This is a genomic window from Litoribrevibacter albus (assembly GCF_030159995.1).
Lineage (GTDB): Bacteria > Pseudomonadota > Gammaproteobacteria > Pseudomonadales > Litoribrevibacteraceae > Litoribrevibacter > Litoribrevibacter albus.
In genome coordinates, this window is the sequence record NZ_BSNM01000003.1 from 594,463 (window position 1) to 612,367 (window position 17,905).

General features: G+C 44.9%; 21 protein-coding genes. 9 read left to right on the forward strand and 12 right to left on the reverse strand.

The genetic code is table 11. The features are described 5' to 3' along the window. Nucleotides 1-75: 75 nt before the first annotated feature. The gene (locus QQL66_RS04395) at nucleotides 76-1,737 is read right to left on the reverse strand and encodes a hypothetical protein (protein ID WP_284379219.1); all 1,662 of its coding nucleotides are present in this window, start codon (nucleotides 1,735-1,737) and stop codon (nucleotides 76-78) included. Between the two features lie 280 nt (nucleotides 1,738-2,017). On the opposite strand from QQL66_RS04395, the gene QQL66_RS04400 reads away from it, so the two are divergent. Together QQL66_RS04400 and QQL66_RS04405 are read left to right on the forward strand one after the other, a co-directional pair. After that, entirely contained in the window at nucleotides 2,018-2,530 is a 513-nt protein-coding gene (locus QQL66_RS04400; RefSeq protein WP_284379220.1) for a hypothetical protein, read from the forward strand. Between the two features lie 51 nt (nucleotides 2,531-2,581). Beyond that, on the forward strand, nucleotides 2,582-2,908 hold the full coding sequence (locus tag QQL66_RS04405; RefSeq protein ID WP_284379224.1) for a hypothetical protein: 327 nt from the start codon (nucleotides 2,582-2,584) through the stop codon (nucleotides 2,906-2,908). 68 nt (nucleotides 2,909-2,976) lie between these two features. On the opposite strand, the gene QQL66_RS04410 is transcribed toward QQL66_RS04405, so the two are convergent. Together QQL66_RS04410 and QQL66_RS04415 are read right to left on the reverse strand one after the other, a co-directional pair. Continuing rightward, complete coding sequence (locus tag QQL66_RS04410) at nucleotides 2,977-3,471, reverse strand: hypothetical protein (RefSeq protein ID WP_284379227.1); 495 nt, start codon at nucleotides 3,469-3,471, stop codon at nucleotides 2,977-2,979. Nucleotides 3,472-3,482: 11 nt separating this feature from the next. Continuing rightward, nucleotides 3,483-3,917, reverse strand: coding sequence for a cytochrome c (locus QQL66_RS04415; protein ID WP_284379229.1), 435 nt, complete (start codon nucleotides 3,915-3,917; stop codon nucleotides 3,483-3,485). A 119-nt stretch (nucleotides 3,918-4,036) separates the two neighbouring features. Between QQL66_RS04415 and QQL66_RS04420 the strand changes: the two genes are divergently transcribed. From QQL66_RS04420 to QQL66_RS04445, 6 genes are all read left to right on the forward strand, one after another. After that, on the forward strand, nucleotides 4,037-4,696 hold the full coding sequence (locus QQL66_RS04420) for a cytochrome b/b6 domain-containing protein (protein ID WP_284379230.1): 660 nt from the start codon (nucleotides 4,037-4,039) through the stop codon (nucleotides 4,694-4,696). A gap of 11 nt (nucleotides 4,697-4,707) precedes the next feature. Further along, nucleotides 4,708-5,181, forward strand: a complete 474-nt coding sequence (locus tag QQL66_RS04425) for a MarR family winged helix-turn-helix transcriptional regulator (protein WP_284379232.1) — start codon at nucleotides 4,708-4,710, stop codon at nucleotides 5,179-5,181. Nucleotides 5,182-5,354: 173 nt separating this feature from the next. Then, nucleotides 5,355-6,269, forward strand: coding sequence for an alpha/beta hydrolase (locus QQL66_RS04430; RefSeq protein WP_284379234.1), 915 nt, complete (start codon nucleotides 5,355-5,357; stop codon nucleotides 6,267-6,269). A gap of 67 nt (nucleotides 6,270-6,336) precedes the next feature. After that, entirely contained in the window at nucleotides 6,337-7,275 is a 939-nt protein-coding gene (locus QQL66_RS04435) for an alpha/beta hydrolase (RefSeq protein WP_284379236.1), read from the forward strand. Between the two features lie 78 nt (nucleotides 7,276-7,353). Then, complete coding sequence (locus QQL66_RS04440) at nucleotides 7,354-7,965, forward strand: flavodoxin family protein (RefSeq protein ID WP_284379238.1); 612 nt, start codon at nucleotides 7,354-7,356, stop codon at nucleotides 7,963-7,965. 36 nt (nucleotides 7,966-8,001) lie between these two features. After that, complete coding sequence (locus tag QQL66_RS04445; RefSeq protein ID WP_284379240.1) at nucleotides 8,002-8,901, forward strand: AraC family transcriptional regulator; 900 nt, start codon at nucleotides 8,002-8,004, stop codon at nucleotides 8,899-8,901. Nucleotides 8,902-8,923: 22 nt separating this feature from the next. On the opposite strand, the gene QQL66_RS04450 is transcribed toward QQL66_RS04445, so the two are convergent. The 7 genes from QQL66_RS04450 to QQL66_RS04480 all read right to left on the reverse strand — a co-directional run bounded on the left by QQL66_RS04450 (nucleotide 8,924) and on the right by QQL66_RS04480 (nucleotide 15,028). Next, on the reverse strand, nucleotides 8,924-9,352 hold the full coding sequence (locus QQL66_RS04450) for a hypothetical protein (RefSeq protein ID WP_284379242.1): 429 nt from the start codon (nucleotides 9,350-9,352) through the stop codon (nucleotides 8,924-8,926). Nucleotides 9,353-9,444: 92 nt separating this feature from the next. Further along, nucleotides 9,445-10,446, reverse strand: a complete 1,002-nt coding sequence (gene ahr / locus QQL66_RS04455) for an NADPH-dependent aldehyde reductase Ahr (protein ID WP_284379243.1) — start codon at nucleotides 10,444-10,446, stop codon at nucleotides 9,445-9,447. A 2-nt stretch (nucleotides 10,447-10,448) separates the two neighbouring features. Continuing rightward, nucleotides 10,449-10,673, reverse strand: coding sequence for a tautomerase family protein (locus QQL66_RS04460; RefSeq protein WP_284379244.1), 225 nt, complete (start codon nucleotides 10,671-10,673; stop codon nucleotides 10,449-10,451). Nucleotides 10,674-10,705: 32 nt separating this feature from the next. Beyond that, complete coding sequence (locus tag QQL66_RS04465) at nucleotides 10,706-11,305, reverse strand: TetR/AcrR family transcriptional regulator (RefSeq protein WP_284379245.1); 600 nt, start codon at nucleotides 11,303-11,305, stop codon at nucleotides 10,706-10,708. Nucleotides 11,306-11,578: 273 nt separating this feature from the next. Further along, nucleotides 11,579-12,478, reverse strand: coding sequence for an MBL fold metallo-hydrolase (locus QQL66_RS04470; protein WP_284379246.1), 900 nt, complete (start codon nucleotides 12,476-12,478; stop codon nucleotides 11,579-11,581). Nucleotides 12,479-12,632: 154 nt separating this feature from the next. Then, entirely contained in the window at nucleotides 12,633-13,349 is a 717-nt protein-coding gene (locus QQL66_RS04475) for an HAD family hydrolase (protein WP_284379247.1), read from the reverse strand. Further along, complete coding sequence (locus QQL66_RS04480; protein WP_284379249.1) at nucleotides 13,346-15,028, reverse strand: FAD-dependent oxidoreductase; 1,683 nt, start codon at nucleotides 15,026-15,028, stop codon at nucleotides 13,346-13,348. Before QQL66_RS04480 ends, QQL66_RS04475 begins: the two co-directional genes overlap by 4 nt. A gap of 71 nt (nucleotides 15,029-15,099) precedes the next feature. Here QQL66_RS04480 and QQL66_RS04485 point away from each other — a divergent pair, with 71 nt between their 5' ends. Beyond that, nucleotides 15,100-16,029: a LysR family transcriptional regulator gene (locus QQL66_RS04485; RefSeq protein ID WP_284379250.1), complete on the forward strand. Its 930-nt coding sequence runs from the start codon at nucleotides 15,100-15,102 to the stop codon at nucleotides 16,027-16,029. Nucleotides 16,030-16,031: 2 nt separating this feature from the next. Here the strand turns inward: QQL66_RS04485 and QQL66_RS04490 are convergent, their stop codons facing one another. Next, a complete protein-coding gene (locus tag QQL66_RS04490; RefSeq protein WP_284379251.1) occupies nucleotides 16,032-16,796 on the reverse strand; it encodes an AfsA-related hotdog domain-containing protein in 765 nt (254 codons plus the stop codon). A gap of 246 nt (nucleotides 16,797-17,042) precedes the next feature. Beyond that, on the reverse strand, nucleotides 17,043-17,897 hold the full coding sequence (locus QQL66_RS04495; RefSeq protein ID WP_284379253.1) for an SDR family oxidoreductase: 855 nt from the start codon (nucleotides 17,895-17,897) through the stop codon (nucleotides 17,043-17,045). Nucleotides 17,898-17,905: the final 8 nt, after the last annotated feature.

Here is a 17,905-nt window from a genome sequence, read left to right on the forward strand (position 1 = left end):
TTCTGGATTTCTATGTAAACTAAGCTTTTATCCAAAGTAACGTCCCGTTCTTGTATGGGCCTGTTGATCCTGAGATTAGTTGTCCAACAGGGTGTTAATGGTCTTGTAAAGCCCCAGCTGACGATTCAACTTGTCGTCTTTTAATACGTCGAGCTCAGTCGTATCAAGCGATTGAGCAAATTGTTCTTTTGACTCTTTTTGGTCAGTAACGTCACCGTTTTGGTATTCGATCATAGTCTCTTCTTTGGATTGCGCTTGCGTTACTTTTCCTGAATTGATCTTGCCATCGTCTTGAACATTGATGGAACGGAGAAGGGCACCTTCTTCTTTCATGGTTTCATAACGGTAGGTTTGGTTTTTGAAGTCCACCAGGTCAAGACCGAGCAGTGGCTTATGTTGTCTGACATCTAACTCATAAGTGGAAGCTTGAGTAATCTCAGCATGGCGACCTTTGCTGTTGAGCCCTTTTTGAACACTGGTTTCTTGTTGGATTTCTAACGACATAAAGGATCGTTCAGTAGGCTTTTCAAGGTTTGGGGTTACGCCTGCAACACCAGTACCAAAGAAGCTGGCTTCAAAGTCCGGTAAACCGCTGAGTGATGATTGTGCGACTTTTAGTTGGTGATCATTCAATGCCGTTTTATCGTTTTCTTCTCTTTCGTAGTCTTCACCTAGGCTAAAGCCCAGTGCCGTAGAAAAACCATCTTTAAAGAAAGAGGCAACCTCGGACGTTCTTAAACCGGGTATTTTGTAGGATTCAGCCATGTGATCAATCATCGCTAAGTAGGATTGGAATTGAAGACTTTGGTTGGCGTCTTTGTCTACCAACTGGTTATTCTTATCTACAGTGATGCTGTATTCCAAACCAAACTGAGAGGCTTCTAAGGTTTGGTTACCAGAGTATTTATCAATTTCAAAGTGGAATTCAGCTTCACTGTTCATATGACGCTGGCTATATAGTGATAGATCAAAACCGGAAAGCTCGTTCTTATCGAAGCTTTCAAGGCCATTCAGCTGTGCCATGCCTTGGCCATTGAAGAAGGCACCGGCAGATTGGCTTAAATCCATCGCCAAAGTTTGAATGGCTTCAAGTTCGTCTTCATCCAAATCACCTTCAAAATCGAATTCAAAGGAAGACCCTTTGATCCCCGCAAAACTGCCACCAGCAAAGCGGGTACCGCCTTCTTCCTTGTTGATAGTAATGGTAACTTTGTCGCCGTCTTTGGTTTCGATATCCAGGCTGAAGGAGGCAACTACCGGTGCTTTGTTAAAGCCTTTGTAATCGGCCGTGAGTCGGTTGCCATCCATATCATACGGAAGGAACCCCGCATAATTGCGAACGCCGTCTTTGTACGAACCTTTCGATAGATCCAGTTCTGTAATATTGGCAAGGTAGCTCGTTGGATTGAATTCTTTTCTGTTGGTTTGGGCTTCCAGTTCAGCGGCGAGTAGTTCATTTCGGTGAAGATATTCTGGATCACCTTCGGGGGTATAACGTAGTACGCCGCTTTCAAATTCAATCTTAGGTGCGTGCTTAAAGGGCGCAGTCGAGATTTCTACGGTTACGGATGGCAACTCAACGGGTTTGGAAGGCTGCTGTGCTTTGGATTCAGCAATACTTGTCTGCATTTTGGCTTTGGTTTCTTCCGACATCGTTACGTTAGGCGCAACGCCTTCTTTCAAATCCTGGCCGTTGACTGACCGTTGAAGCGGAGACGTATTGATAGTGTTTGTCATAAAACTGTCCTTCCGTGAACATTAAATGCGCTGAACTAAGTCTAATAAACGAATACTAACCATAACGGCCAGTATGTTTTCAACTTTAGTGCTTCTCAATGCTTTTTTGACTACTTAGTTAATAAGATTCCTGATATGTTGGTCAAAGCTGGTCAGGATGCCTAATAACCGATCAGGAAAGGGCCGGAGTATTATCGAGTTAATGCTTATAAGTAGGTAAATAGTATTAACTTGTGATCGATTCACTTCTTCAACTTAATTGTGAACAGGGAGTTTCAACATGAGTCAGGTTCAACGTTCGACGCTACCGGATAGCGCATTGTCTAAACACTATGAAGCAAAGGGTGCCTACACCGATTGTTTCTATCTCGATTTACCGCAGAAGATCTCGTTTGAAGCCTATGTAGAGGCTTTCTACACCACACCCTTGTTCAAGTTAGAGCGCAAAATTCTTGCTTTGTTAGTTCGAAAACCATCGACAGATCAAGAAGCAAAAGCTTTAGCGCAGGGCGACGTCTCCAAGTTCTCTTCCTGGCATGTGGAAGACAGAGAAGAACAACAAATTCTATTGAGCGACTTCATGCATAAGACACGCTCTTGGTTAAAAGCAGAGGACATCAGTGATGACCAGCAAGCCAAGACACGACTGTATTTCGGGTCGGTGGTCGTTCCCCCGCAAACAAAGAATGGGCCGGGTGAATTTGGTTTTCTTTTTCATGCGACAACAGGTTTGCATGTGGCCTATAGCAAGGCGCTTTTAAAAGGTGCAGGTAAGCGATTAAGTCAAAGTTAACTTTGTTCACTACACTGATTTCGTTAATGCTTTGAATACAAGGAGTGTGTAATGAAAATTAAGATGTTAGTCGTTTTGGCCGTTGCTTCGATGTCGACGGTGAGCTTGGCGAGTGAAGCTTCGACGGTAGTGATAAAGAAACCAACCGTCATTCATGATCAGCAGAATCGGTCTTTGGATGTGGTTCAAGTCATGAGAGAGAATCTGGATGGAAGTTTCACCATTCTGAAAATTGAACCAGAAAAAGAAGTCATCGCCTTCTTTAATCGAGCGTGTAAAGAAGAATTTGGCCCTGATGCTAAATATATGGGATTAGTAGACGAAACTCGTATTTCGGCAGAAACGATTTATAGCTACTCGTGCATTGAGCAGCATTAATAACACTAAATTAGTATCACTAAAAAACGCCCGAATGGGCGTTTTTTAATTGGTGGTTCTGAGGTTCCTTAGGCATTTATTTCTTGAGACGGACCTCTTTTTAGTTTTGAACGTTTTATCTTTAATCCATCTCCGAGATTCAGGCTCATTAGCACCAGATTAGTAAAGCCGGCGAAAAGCTCTAATCCCTGTACTAGATAAAAGCTGGTATCGAAAGTGCCGCTGATGGCTAGCGTCTTTAAGTAAATAGCCGCAGGAATCAATATCAGAATGCCATTGGCTGCAATGATAGGCATGCGCTTTTTCTTGTTTCCAATTAGCCCTTTGGTGGCTTTCCCCGCTAACTTGTTGCCTGTGATACCCGCTATTGCCATGCAGGGAAGTAGCGCCCAAATTGCATAGAAAATAAGTGTTTTGACCTGGGTTATCAGTTCTTGATTGCCTATAAGTTCAGAGATAGTAGTGCTGAGGAAAAAGCTCAGAATCAGTAGTAACGCCAAGGTAGAGGTGGTGGCATGTATTGTTACGATTTTCTGTCTTGTCATGATTTTATGCTTAGCCATAGTATTTGCCCCTACCATAAAGAACGATATCGACGGTGACAGCCGTTGCAGGTATCTTGAGCTTGCTCCAGACCTGATTCCGCGGCTGTTAACTTCTGTAGTTTGCTTGCGTAGTGCAGCGATTCAAAACCAATCAACATATCGTTTAAGGCGGCTTTGAATTCTTGGTGGTTTTCCCAAATTGATACCTTGGCCCGGCTGTTTTCGTGACTGCCTGTGACGAATAGCGTCTCTAGCTGTTGTGTATTTTTAATTAACGTTTCTGATACGTTTTCAATGTCTTGCCAGTTGGGTGCGTCTTCTTCTAACTCGTCTTCTACCCAGTCGGATTTCTCTTCGATCTCGGTGAACAGCTTTTGTCGGGTTTCAATCTCCTGATTGAACTCCTGGGCATTGAGCTCTGACGATCCTAATACTAGGGCGATTATTAACAGCGATTTATTCATGATTTTTTATCTCCGAAAGTTGAGTTGGATGAAATTTACACCGCAATAGTTGCGTATGCAACTATTGCGGTGTAAATTATTTGTTAAGTTTTGAATCAAAGTTACTTATGGGGGAAGGTATGAAAGTTTGGGATTTACCAACACGGCTCTATCACTGGGTTCAGGCAGTCTTGTTCGTAGGGTTACTGGCTAGCGGTTTTTCGAAGGAGGATATGCATAGTGTTCTGGGAATCAGTCTGTTTATATTGATTATGTGGCGTATCAGCTGGGGATTTGTTGGGAGTGAAACCAGCCGCTTTAGGCAATTTGTAAAATCACCTAAAGCGGTTGTTATCTACCTCAAAGGAGAGGGCTCACCACATGCAAGACACAGCATAGGGCACAACCCTGCGGGTGGTTGGATGGTGGTGCTTATGATCACTGTCTTATTGCTTCAATGTTGTTTAGGGCTTTTGATTTCAGGGGTAATTGATTTAGCTTTGCTACCCGAGCTGTTGATCAGTGACACTACATTAAGTTGGTTTGAAGATGCACATTTCTTTTTGGCCTACCTGTTGATCGGATTGGTCTTAGTGCACTTGATAGCGATCGCTTTCTATAAACTCGATAAGAAACCCTTGGTATGGGCGATGATTGTTGGGTATCAGAAAGCGAATATCTTGTTTAAGAAAGGCAATGCAAGAAGAGAAGTGGTTATTGCATCCAATACCAGAGCACTTTTGATGCTAGTTGTTTCACTATTCGTTACTATGGCAATTATTGCGCCTTCAATAATGTGAGAGTGAATTAAATGAGTGTTGAGTTTGATCGTCAAAGCAGCTTTGGCTGGCTGATTAATGTCATGGCCGGGCAGGCTTCAAAAATGTTTGATACCGAGTTAAAAAAGCATGGATTAACAATAGCGCTATGGCCAACTCTAATGTGTTTATGGGAAGAGGAAGGCGTGACTCAGCGGGATATCGCAATCAAGTCTAAGGTTGAAAACTCAACTACGACCAGAACACTTGATAAGTTGGAAAAACTGGCGTTAGTTGAACGTCGACCCGATCCAGCCAGTCGACGATCCTTTCGAATTTATTTAACCGAAAAGGGCAAAGCTCTTAAGGATACGCTATTGCCCATACCGGTGGCAGTGAATCAAGAGCTTCTTAGTGTCTTGGATGAGCAAGAACAAGCACAATTGATCCAGCTGCTGAAAAAGATGGTTAGCTCAGTTCAACCTGCAGGCTATAGTAACGAGCACCGAGCAAATTCAACCCGTTAATAGTTTTAATCTGTTTGAATAAAGAAAGGTGTTTTAGGCAAACACCTCATCATTTTAGGCAAACATTACTCCCTCTCGATTTCTATACTTGATTTCAATTTAAAGGGCACAGGGCTTCATTCAATAAGCCATGCATCTTTGAGCATCATCAAGAGAATTAGGAGTTAGAGAGCATGAACAAAGTTACCTTCCCAAATACTAATGGCTTGGATATCACCCTGGCTGGTTTGATTAACTTCCCAGAGAACTTTGATGAAAATGGGGCATATCCTGCAATCGTTGTTTCTCACCCTGGTGGTGGAGTCAAAGAGCAAACGGCTGGAACTTACGCTAAGAAGCTAGCGGAACATGGGTTTGTTGCTATTGCTTATGATGCGTCTTATCAGGGTGAAAGCACGGGGCAGCCGCGTCAGCTTGAGAACCCTCATGTTCGTACTGAAGATATCAGTGCAGTCATTGATTACCTTACGACACTCAACTATGTAGACAATGAACGTATTGGCGCAATGGGCATTTGTGCCGGTGCCGGTTACACCGCAAATGCTGCAATCAATGATCGTCGCATCAAGGCTGTAGGTACTGTGAGCATGGTGAACATTGGTCAGATGTTCAGAAATGGATGGGATAACAATGTTAAAGACAGTGATGCTATTCCATACATAGAAGCGGGTTCTGGCGCTAGAACTTCGGATGCGAGCGGTGCTGAGATTGCCACCATGCCTATGGCGCCACTCAATGAAGAAGATGCTCCAAATGAAGAGCTTCGTCAGGCTTGGGAATACTACCACACGGATCGCGCTGCTTATTGTACAGCTCCTGGTTTTGCAACCGCTCGTAGCTTGAATCAGATCATTACTTACGATGCATTCTTCAAATCAGAAGCCTTTTTAACTCAACCATTATTGATGGTAGTTGGAAGTGATGCGGGCAGTAAGTGGATGAGCGACGATCTAATGGAACGAGCAGCAAGCAGTGATAAGCAGATGCACATTGTGAATGGGGCTAACCACATGAGTCTATACGATGGCGAATCTGACATTGCTGAGGCTCTCAGTGTGCTTACTCCGTTCTTTGCACGCACTTTGTAATTAGGCAGTGTTACGCGCTCCATAAGGGGCGCTATTTCGCGCTTTGAATAGATTTTGGAGACCTGACATGAACACGCAGAAAATTACATTCAGAAATCCAGATATGGCTTGGGATATATCTGCCTTAATACTTCTTCCAAGTGATTTTGATGAGAAAAAACGTTATCCAGCTATGGTTAGCGTACATCCTTTCGGTAGCTGCAAAGAACAAACATCAAGCACTGTCTATGGTAAAGCGCTAGCTGAAGCTGGCTATGTCGTGATTGCCTATGACGCCAGTTTTCAGGGCGAATCAGGTGGTACGCCTCGTTATATTGAAGACCCTAGTCAGCGAGTGGAAGATATCAGTAGGGTGATTGATTATGCCGCAACCTTGCCTTATGTCGATGTCGCTCGTATCGGTGGGCTGGGCATTTGTGGCGGTGGCGGTTATGTAATAAACGCTGCACTCACTGAAAAGCGCCTAAAAGCAGTGGTTGGTATTACTCCGGTCAATGTTGGTCGTCTATTCCGTGAAGGCTTTAGTGAATTTAACCCTATTGAAGCACTGGAAGGTATGGCCGCACAGCGCACGCTTGAAGCACAAGGTGGTGAATTACAGGTAAATGAATTATTGCCACCGAGTATTGAATTCGCGAAGGAAAATGGCTTGATCGAGCGAGACGTTTTTGAAGCGACGGATTACTACAAAACTGCTCGTGGTCAGACGGAAGGCGGAGCAACCAGAATGCTGTTCTCTCATGCTCAGAAAACTCTGAGTTGGGATGCCTTTGCGTTCGCCGAAACGTTGATGACGCAACCTGTAATGGCCGTTGTTGGACAAAAAGTTGGTGCATTTGGAGCATATCGAGATGGTCTGGATATATACGGGAAGTCGGTTGCATCGAAAGATCGTCAATTAGTTGAATTACAAGACTGGTCTCACTATGACCTCTATGACAATCCAACGGCTGTTGGTTTGGCAATGGAAAAGATTATTCCCTTCCTAGCTCAACACATGAGCTAAGTTAAATGGCGCTTGATTTGTGCGAGCGCCGTATTTTAACCACCGTTGTAGTACATCTATCTGGAAGGAAAACGTAGCATGAAATGGCTATATTTGGTTTTGAGTGTCGTTATCCTTGGTGCGTTCGCTTTAGCCTTTTTAGTCACGCGTATAGAAAACGCCCAAAGTTTAGCTAACAAACAGCTTTTGCTTTATGAGCCAATGAACCAAGCAACTGATTCAACGACTGCGGTGGTTGTTTTCTCTCGGTCAGGTAATACCGGTGTCCTGGCTGATCATATTGCAAATAAAACGAGTGGCGATCTTTATGAAATAACGGCTGACACGTACCAATTGGGAATCCCAGGCTGGATCAGTGCGCTGAAAGACGCACGTAGTAATGTCGCTGATATCACGCCTTCACAGATTGATCTTTCGCAATATAAGACCGTCTATTTGGGTTCGCCGATTTGGTTGTATAGTCCAGCGCCACCGATTTGGCAGTTTGTTAAAGATAATGATTTAACGGGTAAACACGTGGTGTTGGTTAATAGTTTTAACAGTAAGTTCGAACAAAGTTTTATTGATGATTTTGCTGAGCTGGTTAAGGCTCAAGGTGCTGTTTCTTTTACGCATAAATATGTAAAACGTGGTCGAATGGGAAATCAGCTGACAACAGCTCAGATGCTAGAAAAGTACGATCAGCAGTGATTACCGCCACGGTTTGGAATAGAAGAGTAACATTGTATGTTAACAACAAATGCAAATAGTCAGATCCAGGCATTAGCCAATACAGTATTTGCCTACAGTAAAAGAGAAGGGGATCACAACACCGGTATTTCTGGGTTAACCGCTCATATCAGAAACGCACCTACTGAACCTTTGCATTGTATTTATACGCTCAGTTTGGCCATGGTATTACAAGGCGGTAAACAGCTTTCGATTCATAACGAACAATTGCCTTGCGTAGCTGGTCAGTCAATGTTGACTACGTTTGACTTGCCGGTTGTTTCGCATGTCACTGAAGCAAGTAGGCATCACCCGTTCATTGCCTTGGTATTGAAGCTGGATTATTCATTGATAATGCAGGTATGTGCCGAGCTTAATTTATCGAAACCGTCTCGTGATATGAGGTATCAACCGATATCAATTCATGAGTTTGACATGGAATTATGTGATGCGATGAGTCGACTGTTTCGACTTCAACAACAAGAAAAGTTTCTACCTAGCTTGGCACCGTTGATCGAGAAAGAAATCATTATCCGCCTGATGGATAGCCCTCATGGCATGCACTTACGCCATTTGGCGTCTGCAGGCTCGCCGAGCAGTCAAATTTTAAAAGTTGTGGCTTGGCTGAAACAGAATTTCACCCAGTCAATTGGTATCGAAACTTTGGCTGAGCAAACGCACATGAGCTCTTCTACGTTCCGCCAGCACTTCAAGGCCTTAACGGGGGCTAGCCCGTTACAGTACCTGAAGACATTACGCCTTCAGGAAGCCAGGGATCAAATGTTGATGAATGGTTTGGATGCGAGCCAGGCCAGTAGTTTTGTTGGCTATGAAAGTGCGTCGCAATTTAGTCGTGAATACAGTCGTTTATTTGGTTTACCGCCGCAAAAGGACATACAACGATTGCGGCAGTTTTAATGTAATGTTTGGATCGCTACGTTTAGAGAATCAAAAGCGCTGATCCAGCCAAATTCAACGCCATCGTGACAAAGTCCGTCACAAAGATGAACAGCATTGGCATTTTGAACACCTGCCAGACACCACCGCCTTTTCGGTTTTCTAGCGCCACCGGGACGTTGAAAATGAACTGGGAGCCATGAGCAATGCCGAAGATGAAGAGTAGGAAAGCTCTTTGAGCATCGCTCGGGAAAAGATCCAGATTCAACAACAGCATGATGTTGCAGAGGGCAAAGGCGAAGTTCATCCCACCCAAAAATCGACCGGATTCAGCCAAAACATCGAATAAATGATGATTTCGCTGATCTCGTGGTGTCACCACTTTTGCAAAATTACGGTGTTTGATGGAGAAGGTGTAGAAGGCCATCGTAAACCAGATGGCATTGATTACAAGTAAGCCGGTAAACATCATATTTCACCTCGTCGAGTTGTCTGTCAGTTAATTGTCTTGTTTTTATTTGTGATTTCTTTGTCTTAGTACTTTTTGAATGAGCGCTTTTTGTATTAGCGCTTTAGGACAATGCGATAACGGGCATCACCGCTTTCCAGCCGTTTCATCGCCTCATTGACTTGATCAAAGCGAAACTCCTCGATGATAGGTTTGATCTTATGCCGACCCGCAAAGTCGAGCATGGTTGCGATGGTAGAAGGGCTGCCAACTGGGGAGCTGGAAACTGAACGTTGCGCGCCCATTAATCCAAAGACGCTGATGTCCAAAGGCTCTAACGTGGCCCCCACGAAATGAAGACGGCCTTTGGGCGCCAAGGTGTTCACGTAACGATTCCAATCAAGCTTTACGTCTACCGTAGAGATAATCAGATCAAACTGATTTTTCGCAGCAGAGATGGCGTTCTTATCTCGGGAGTTGATGACCGAATGAGCGCCTAATTCCAGTGCTTCTTTTGTCTTCGCTTCCGACGACGTAAAGGCGGTTACTTCACACCCCCAGGCATTTAAGAATTGAAGGGCGAGATGACCCAGCCCGCCGATACCAATCACCGCGACTTTGTCCGTCGGTTTAATATCGAATTGCACGAGTGGATTGAAAACGGTGATGCCAGCGCAGAAGAGTGGGCCGGCAATGGCTTTGTCGATATGGCTTGGTAAGGCGACGACACTCGAAGCATCTGCGCGTACTTTGTCTGCAAAGCCGCCATGTCTTCCGATAATTGTGCCTTGTGCGTCAGAACAAAGATTGTGATCCCCGGTATTGCAGCTCCGGCAGTCGTGACAATAATCCGAGTGCCAGCCTAAGCCAACCCAATCGCCTTCGGCAAACTGGGACACTTGACTGCCTACGGCTGAAATCGTCCCAATCACTTCATGACCGGGAACAAAAGGGTAGCTGGTCATACCCCATTCGTTATTCAGCATACTGAGGTCACTGTGGCAGATGCCGCAGTATTCGACGTTAATCTCAATCTCGGATGCTTTGAGCGCTCCGGGATCGAATTCAAACGGTTGGCGTTCGCCTTTGGGTTCGAAGGCTGCGAATGCGCGGATCATGGTTATTCCCCACTTTTCCGTTGCATGCTTTTGAGCATCTTGGCGGTAATCTGATTGCCGCCGATGGCGAAGTTACCTTCGGGAGATTCATTCAAAATCACCCAAGCATTGGCTTTGATCTTGTCACCAAGTACATCGCCAACGGCATTGGTTAATGCCTGGATGAGTTGCTCTTTTTGATCTTCAGTTAATGCATTTTCAACACTGTAGTAAGTAATCACTGGCATAATTAGTCCTCTTTTGGGGTTGAAGCGTTTGTTTAGGTAATGGAAATACCATTAAGAATTCGGTTTACGGTTCGCCAGTAAAGCGCTCTAACTTCGTCTTCAGAACGCGGTAGCAGACCGCCAATGTAGAGTGAGAAAAAGCCGGTAAATGAAGCGAGTAATAGCACCGATACTTCACCTGGGTGATCCTCTTTGAAGACACCTTCTTTGATGCATTCATGGATGCGAGCGCTGTAAAAATCGAAGGAGATCTTTGAGTCTTTTCTTAAATCGTCGTGATTTGCCAACTCGTCTTTGGTGTCGGATTTTACAAAGATCAGCTCGAAATATTTCGGGTGATCTAAGACAAAGTTCAGAGCGTTTTCCAGGGTTTGGCGGAAACGCTTTTCAGCGGTATCTGCTTCGAGTGCTGGCATTAAATACTTTGTGTAGGTTCCAAAGCCCGTCTTAATTATCTGGTGGAACAAAGCCTCTTTGTTGCTGTAGTGACGATAAATCGCAGTCGCTGAAATCCCCACTTTCTGCGCAATGTTTCGCATGGACAGGCCTTTGTAGCCCACCTCCATGTATTGCTCTAGAGCGCGTTCCAAAATGATGTCTTTTGTACTGTTACTTGTCGATTCTGATGTCATGGGTAAGGTGCTGAATATTGATTAAGTTAACACATGTTAACTTTTACGAAATTGGAATGTCAATGGAGTACTAATTAACCAATGTTTGAAGCTGTCCTTGAATGGCTTCTGGCTATAAACGTTTTAGAGAAGAGGAGACGGCGTGTAAGAAGGAATAAAAGGGGTTAGTTTGATTGATAGAAAACCGACGCTTGGTTTGAACTGATAGATTTAAGCGCCGGCTTTCATATTGGATTTCTAACCTGGACGGTATGGTGTTTCTATACCCGCCTGTTAGTGTGCTTCTGACGTCGCCAGTTCTGTCGCAACCGCGTCAGAGTTCCAACCGATTAAGCCATCCAATTGATAGCCAGGGAACATAGTCTTCATCTTGCTGTTTAATGTGTTTTTGTCGTCTGTGGTCAAGCCTTTCGAAGCATGTCTATCACGAACCAGTGTTTGGAACGTATTGATATAGCTAAGTTGATTGTTCAATTGCTTCAATGAGCCAGCTTTACCGTGACCTGGGTAAACAACTTTGGTATCCGCATATTCACGTAATACGTAAGCCAACTGGCCCATCCACTGATTCGAACGGCCTTCTGCTAACCAAGGGTGCATGTGAGGGTAGCTTAGGTCGCCTACAAACAGCTTTTGGCTTTGTGGTTGGAAGAAGACTGTGATGCTGGATGCCTCACCTGCGCCCAACTCATCAACTACAAATTCGATACCATCAATGGTTACGTTTCCTTTCTCAGGCAGTACCTGATCCGGAAAGATAGTGGTGCTTGGGTAATCCTTTCCGTAAGTCGGTAACCAGAACTCTCGCTTTTTCTCGGTTGTTGCTTTGATTCCGTCGATTGTTGCCTGTGTCGCATAAACAGGCAATTTGCCATAGCGCTTGGTAAGTGTTGTCAGACCATTGTAGTGATCCGGGTGAGGGTGGGTAATCATTACTGCACTTGGCTTCTTACCGGTTTTCTCAATAGCCGCGATCAGATTACTCGCTTCGCTATTTAGAAATTGGACGTCAATCAGAATCAGTCCTGATTCACCTTCCAGCCAAAACGTATTGGCGAAGAAACCTTTCTCGGAGGCCGTAAATGTGCCCACTGTTTGAGGGGCTTCAGCTGAAACAGCTGGGCCGGTTAAGCTTGCAAGAACGAGTGCTGAAGTTAATAGTTTTTTGATCATGACTTCACTCCTTATTTCTGTGAGTCGTTATTGTTTGTTTTGTATTTTTAGTTAATGGTGTTGCTTGTTGAACTATGGGTTTTATTAGTTGAGTTAAAGGCTCTTGTTAATCAGCCATTAACTCGTGTTACACGTTACATCTTGTATTTGCATGCTACATGTTGATGGCTGAAGACATCGTTGAGCGGTGTTCACCGTGTATTAGCCATTGACGTTCGAGCGCTAGCGCTTCCAGTTCTGCATTACCTGCTATCACATGGCCTCTACCAACTACTTCAAGCATGGCGGAGTCAGAGATATGATCGCCCACAGCACAGCAGTCACTCAGAGACACTTCACGCGCTTCGCAATACTCCCGAATACGACTGGCTTTTCCTTCTCCGATACACGGCTGGCCTATGATGTCACCGGTGTAGTTGTCGCCATTTCGGACTAACTCGGTGGCGATGACTCCGGTAACCCCCAGTTGTTGTGCCAGAGGAGCCAATAGCTCTTTGAAGGAACCAGAGACAAGAAAGATCCGACTTCCTTGTTGTTGGTAATCTCGGAGCAAGTCCATGCCATCGGGTTGCCATAAGTCATTGCCATATTCTGTTTGTGCCCATTCAAACCAGGCTTCACAGGCAGCTTCGACAAGCTCAACAGAACGTCCTTCGAAGCTTCGATAGTAAGCTCTGTTTACTTCCTCTCTCGGAAGTGTCCGAGAGAGCAGTTCGAAGCTTTGCTTAAAGTCTTCAAAGCGGATGAAACCTTCTTCTGGCTCGAGGCCCTTGTCTTTCAAAAACTGGTAATAGAAAGACTGAAAGCTCAACATAGATTTCACAGTGATGAGGGTTTCATCTACGTCGAAAAAGCAAAGTTCTGGTGTCATGCGGCGATCCTTGTAGCAGTGTTGATTTCGCTGTTTTGGAAGACACTTTTTAGATAAGTTTCTATGGTGTGGAAGTCTTTGATTCCCGCAGTGATTGCGACATGTCCGTCTGGACGAACAAGACACCAGAGTTGTTCTTTCTTACTTATCCAGCGTTTAAGCCCCAACGATTTAATGGCTAGGTTGGCTGCTTCTGCCAATGGCTGATTCAGGCTAATCAGATTGACTGGTAGTTGTTCACAGACACTGATGGCTTGCTCTATCCCATTGTTGTCCGGTAAAACTTGCCCTTGGTGGCTAACCAATAGAAGAGAGAATTCTGTTCCGTGAACCAAACTTGAGATGGCCTGTTCCGATCCGTCACTGGTTTTAACCTGGATATGGGGTAAGCGTTGTCCTGGAATCAGAGCGTTATGCTGTGAATTCCCGTTCAAAGGAGAGTCCAGGTAGCATTGCTTCAGACCGGAATACAACCAAGGTAGGGTATCCTGAACGCTCGCACGCTTCCCGTACCAAGGCAAAAGGTGCGTTCGGGCAAAGCACAACCAAGGTGCGGTTCCTGTAATAAATGAAGTGGTTTTCGCGGTGACGTCCTGAACGCGTTGAGCAACTTGTAAACGCTCGAATGCATAGCTTTCCACCAGGCTTCGGTCGGCATACCCTTTTAAGTGGTATGCCAGTTTCCAGGCCAAGTTGAAGACATCCTGAAAACCAGTATTTAGACCTTGGCCGCCCAGAGGGCTGTATAGGTGCAGTGCATCGCCAAGCAGTGCCATGTTTCCTTTGATGGCACTCGATGCCATACGGTGGTAGAAGGGGGCACAGGTCAGCCATTGAGGGCTATGGACGGTAATTCCGCCAGGTCCTTTTTCATCTACGATGGCTTGAAGGTCTTCCAGTGCCACTTGACGGCGACCGCCCTGACCATCATCAATGAAATCGTTAGAGGTCTGACAAATCATTCGGTGCATGCCATCTGGTAGAGGCACCATGAGTAGATAACCTTTTCCGGAAAGGAAGAATTGAAGATCGTCTTTCTGAGGAGAATCCCAGTCGATCTTTACGTCACCCAGTAAGAAGGCTTTGTCGTATTCTCCGCCAGCAAAATCAACGCCCATTTGTTCACGGACCAAGCTGTGTGTTCCATCACACCCTAATACCCAGTCATAAATGGTTTCTGTACGTTCTCCGTTCTGGCATAGCTGTACTTTGCAGCGTCCATCGTCCAGTGCGTCAATGCTTTCAAGCGCAACGCCCCAGTTTACATCGCCGCCAAATTCTTTAAGGCGTTTTAAGAGCAGTGCCTCAGTGGAGCATTGAGGTAATGCCAATACTTGTGAAAACTCGGATTCGACTTTGTCAAAATTGATAGACAGGACGGTTTTTCCACCGGAATTCAATCGAGCGACTTTATGGGCTTTACCGGCCTTGTTAAAGTCGTGTGATAGGTTCAACGTATTTGCCAATTCTAATGTGATAGCATGAATTCCAATGGCTTTGGAGAGCTCGGTTGGCCCATCATTCTGTTCAACAACATCACACTGGATGTCATGTTGTTTAAGACTTGCAGCCATAGCTAGCCCCACAGGACCAGCTCCAACCACGAGGACGCGTTTTTGTTCTGCCGAATCACCAGACAAGGTGGATGATGGTTTATTTACTGTGTTGTTCTTTTTCATGGAAGATTCCTTTGCTTCGCAATGTTCTTTCTTAATCAAAACTGCTTTTAATAAGGTTCTATGTTTGTCATATGGATATCAGCAAACTGGATATAAAGTCCTTACTACTCTTTGATGCGATTTATAAAACTCAAAACCTGTCTGCGGCTGCTAATGTTTTGGATTCCAGTCAGCCAGCGGTCAGTCGTAGTCTTGCTAAACTGCGCCTGACGTTAAACGACCCTCTGTTTACACGTCAGGACTCTCGCATGGTGCCTACGGCTAAGGCAGTTGCCATGTCTGAATATGTGAAAGCAACCTTGGAAAACCTTCAGTTCTGTGTGAACTGTTTCAGCGAATTCCAACTTGCTAATACCAAGATGAATTACCGCATAGGGCTCAATGATTTGATCTTGAGTCTCTATGCCCAACCCATGATTGATCACATACTCAGTGAAGCTCCCGGCATTGATCTTTCTTTTGTTAATGCCAACTACCTGGATGCCCTGGATTCAATCGATAAGAACAAAGTTGATGTGGCCGTTATTTCTCACTACAGCAACAGTTCTCGCTACTCCTATGAACCCGTGTTTCAGGACGACTACGTTACTATCTCTAGACAAGGTCATTCCCGCTTAGAGGATGGTCTGTCCCTGGAACGCTTTGTCGAGCTGGAGCACATCCTTATTACCTACAACAACGCTCAAAGTGGTTGGGTGGATGACGAATTGGCTAAGATAGGGAAACAACGTAAAGTTCGTGTTCGTTTGCCTTTCTTTTCCAGTGCACCTTTGATTACGTCCACCAGTGAGCTGTTATGTACTTTGCCTCGACAGTTTGCTCGTTACTTCCAGCATTCTTTGCCGCTTGATATCCACTCTTTGCCTATTCGGAATCACACTCATACTTTCTTTCTGGTTTGGCTAAAGCGTTTCGATAATGACCCGGCACATCGTTGGCTAAGAAACCGAATAAAGAGTGTGTTAATGCAATCCATTCAGGCGCCTGAGACTGATGGATAGCGTTACGCTGTAAGAGGTAATTCCTCCTCAGGCTCACTGTAATTGGCTAACAGATTTGAGACGGTTTGCTGTGCAATCTCTCTTTCTTTTGTGGAGAGGTATTCGGCCTGCAGTGCTGAGTAAGACAGTTCGCAAACGCTTAGCGGTTCTTGATCTCCCTGGAAGAACTCCACGGTTGCTTCACCGTTAATTTTTCCGTTAGATTTAATTTCCAGATTGCGAATGGTGTAACGAATATCTGCACCAACCGGGAAGCAGAATTTATGGAAGTGGGTGTCCATTCGGTTGATCACAAAATAGTATTTTGTGTCGCTGTCACAGTAATAGGTTTCAGTTACTGCCAGAAGACTTTGGCGTGCTGCTTCAATGACGAGCATGCCTTGTAAATGCAAGCCGGTAATGTGATCCGACATGATTTCACAACGATCATCCACAAGCAGATCTAAATGGAATACGTTGTCGCTGAGTCGTTCAGGTTTTCCAACCAGAGCATTTTCTTGTTTAACTTTGTGGCAGAGTTCTTTACCTGCAACATCAGCCAGTTTTTCGGCGGAAGTGGCTAGAACAACATTTCTTGTGGTCGCGATTAAGCGCACCAGATCATCAATTTTCTCACGATGAATACCTTGACCTGGGATGACGGTCAGTAGACCTTCGAACTTGTGTTCTTTAATCATGGTCATGGTGTCTGAATAGGTCGCTACGTTTTCCTGTTTTGCGAAGTCTGTGAAAGCGTCGCCTACTACGATTACGGTTTGGTTATGCATAGTGTTTCTCCATTTTTTGTTAGGTGTAAAACTTCAATGTCCCTTCGTTTTCCACTGCTATTGCTACTTACTTATTATTTTTTAACTGCTCTTTGTCTTTCTAAACTGCGGTATTACTGTGGTGATTTTGTGGAGGAGAGCCGGTAAAGCAGCTCTCCTCAATGATTTAGAAAATCCGTTCATTAGCAAATCTGTGCATTAGCAAACCTATGCATTAGCCACTGTACGTATTAGCCACCGTACGTATTAGCAAAATGCCTGTTTGTTCATTTGAATAAAGCTTTCCAATGAACTGGCTGGTTTGCCTGTAAGCGTTTCGAAGTCATCGCTGACAAAGCATCCGTCGTTAGCGGAGTAAATCTGGAAGAGTTCGATTAACGCGTCTGATAACCAGTGTCCGTAACCGGCTTCGATCATGGACTGACGAGCATCTTCAAACGATACCGGAATGTACTCCACGTCTTTGCCTGTAGCTTGGGTTAGGTAGGTTGCAACCTGCTCGTAGCTTTCTGCACCTTCGCCGGTCACTGTAATGATGTGATTGTCGCTACTGTTGTCTTGTAGACACTTCAGCGCAACTTCGGCGATGTTGTGAATGTCAGTGAAGCTGATCTTGCCGTTTGACGCTGGTGCATAGATTTTTCCGTTAGTTTTGACGGACTCTGCATCACCAAACAACACTTGCATGAATAGGTTGCTACGAATCATGCTGTAAGCAACGCCTGATTCTTTAAGATGCTCTTCAATTTGTGCGTGCAGGCGAGGCAGGCGAGCTTCAGAATTCAACGATGGACGAAGTCCTGAAAGTTTAACGATGCGCTTAACACCGCAATCACGTGCAACATCAATCACGCTGTTTTGGTAGACCACCATGTGTTCATCTGGCGGAGTAGCCATATACACATGGGTAACGTCTTCGAGTACTCGGTATAGGTGACTTTTGTCACTTAGATCACCTTGTACAATTTGGGCGGATTCAGGCAATACGCTTTTAGCTTTGTCTGCATCTCTGGTTAGTGCTTTGTATGCCAAACCTGCGTTGCTTAGGTATTCACATACTTTTGAACCTGTTTTTCCGGTCGCTCCGATTACTAGAATCATGGTTTCAC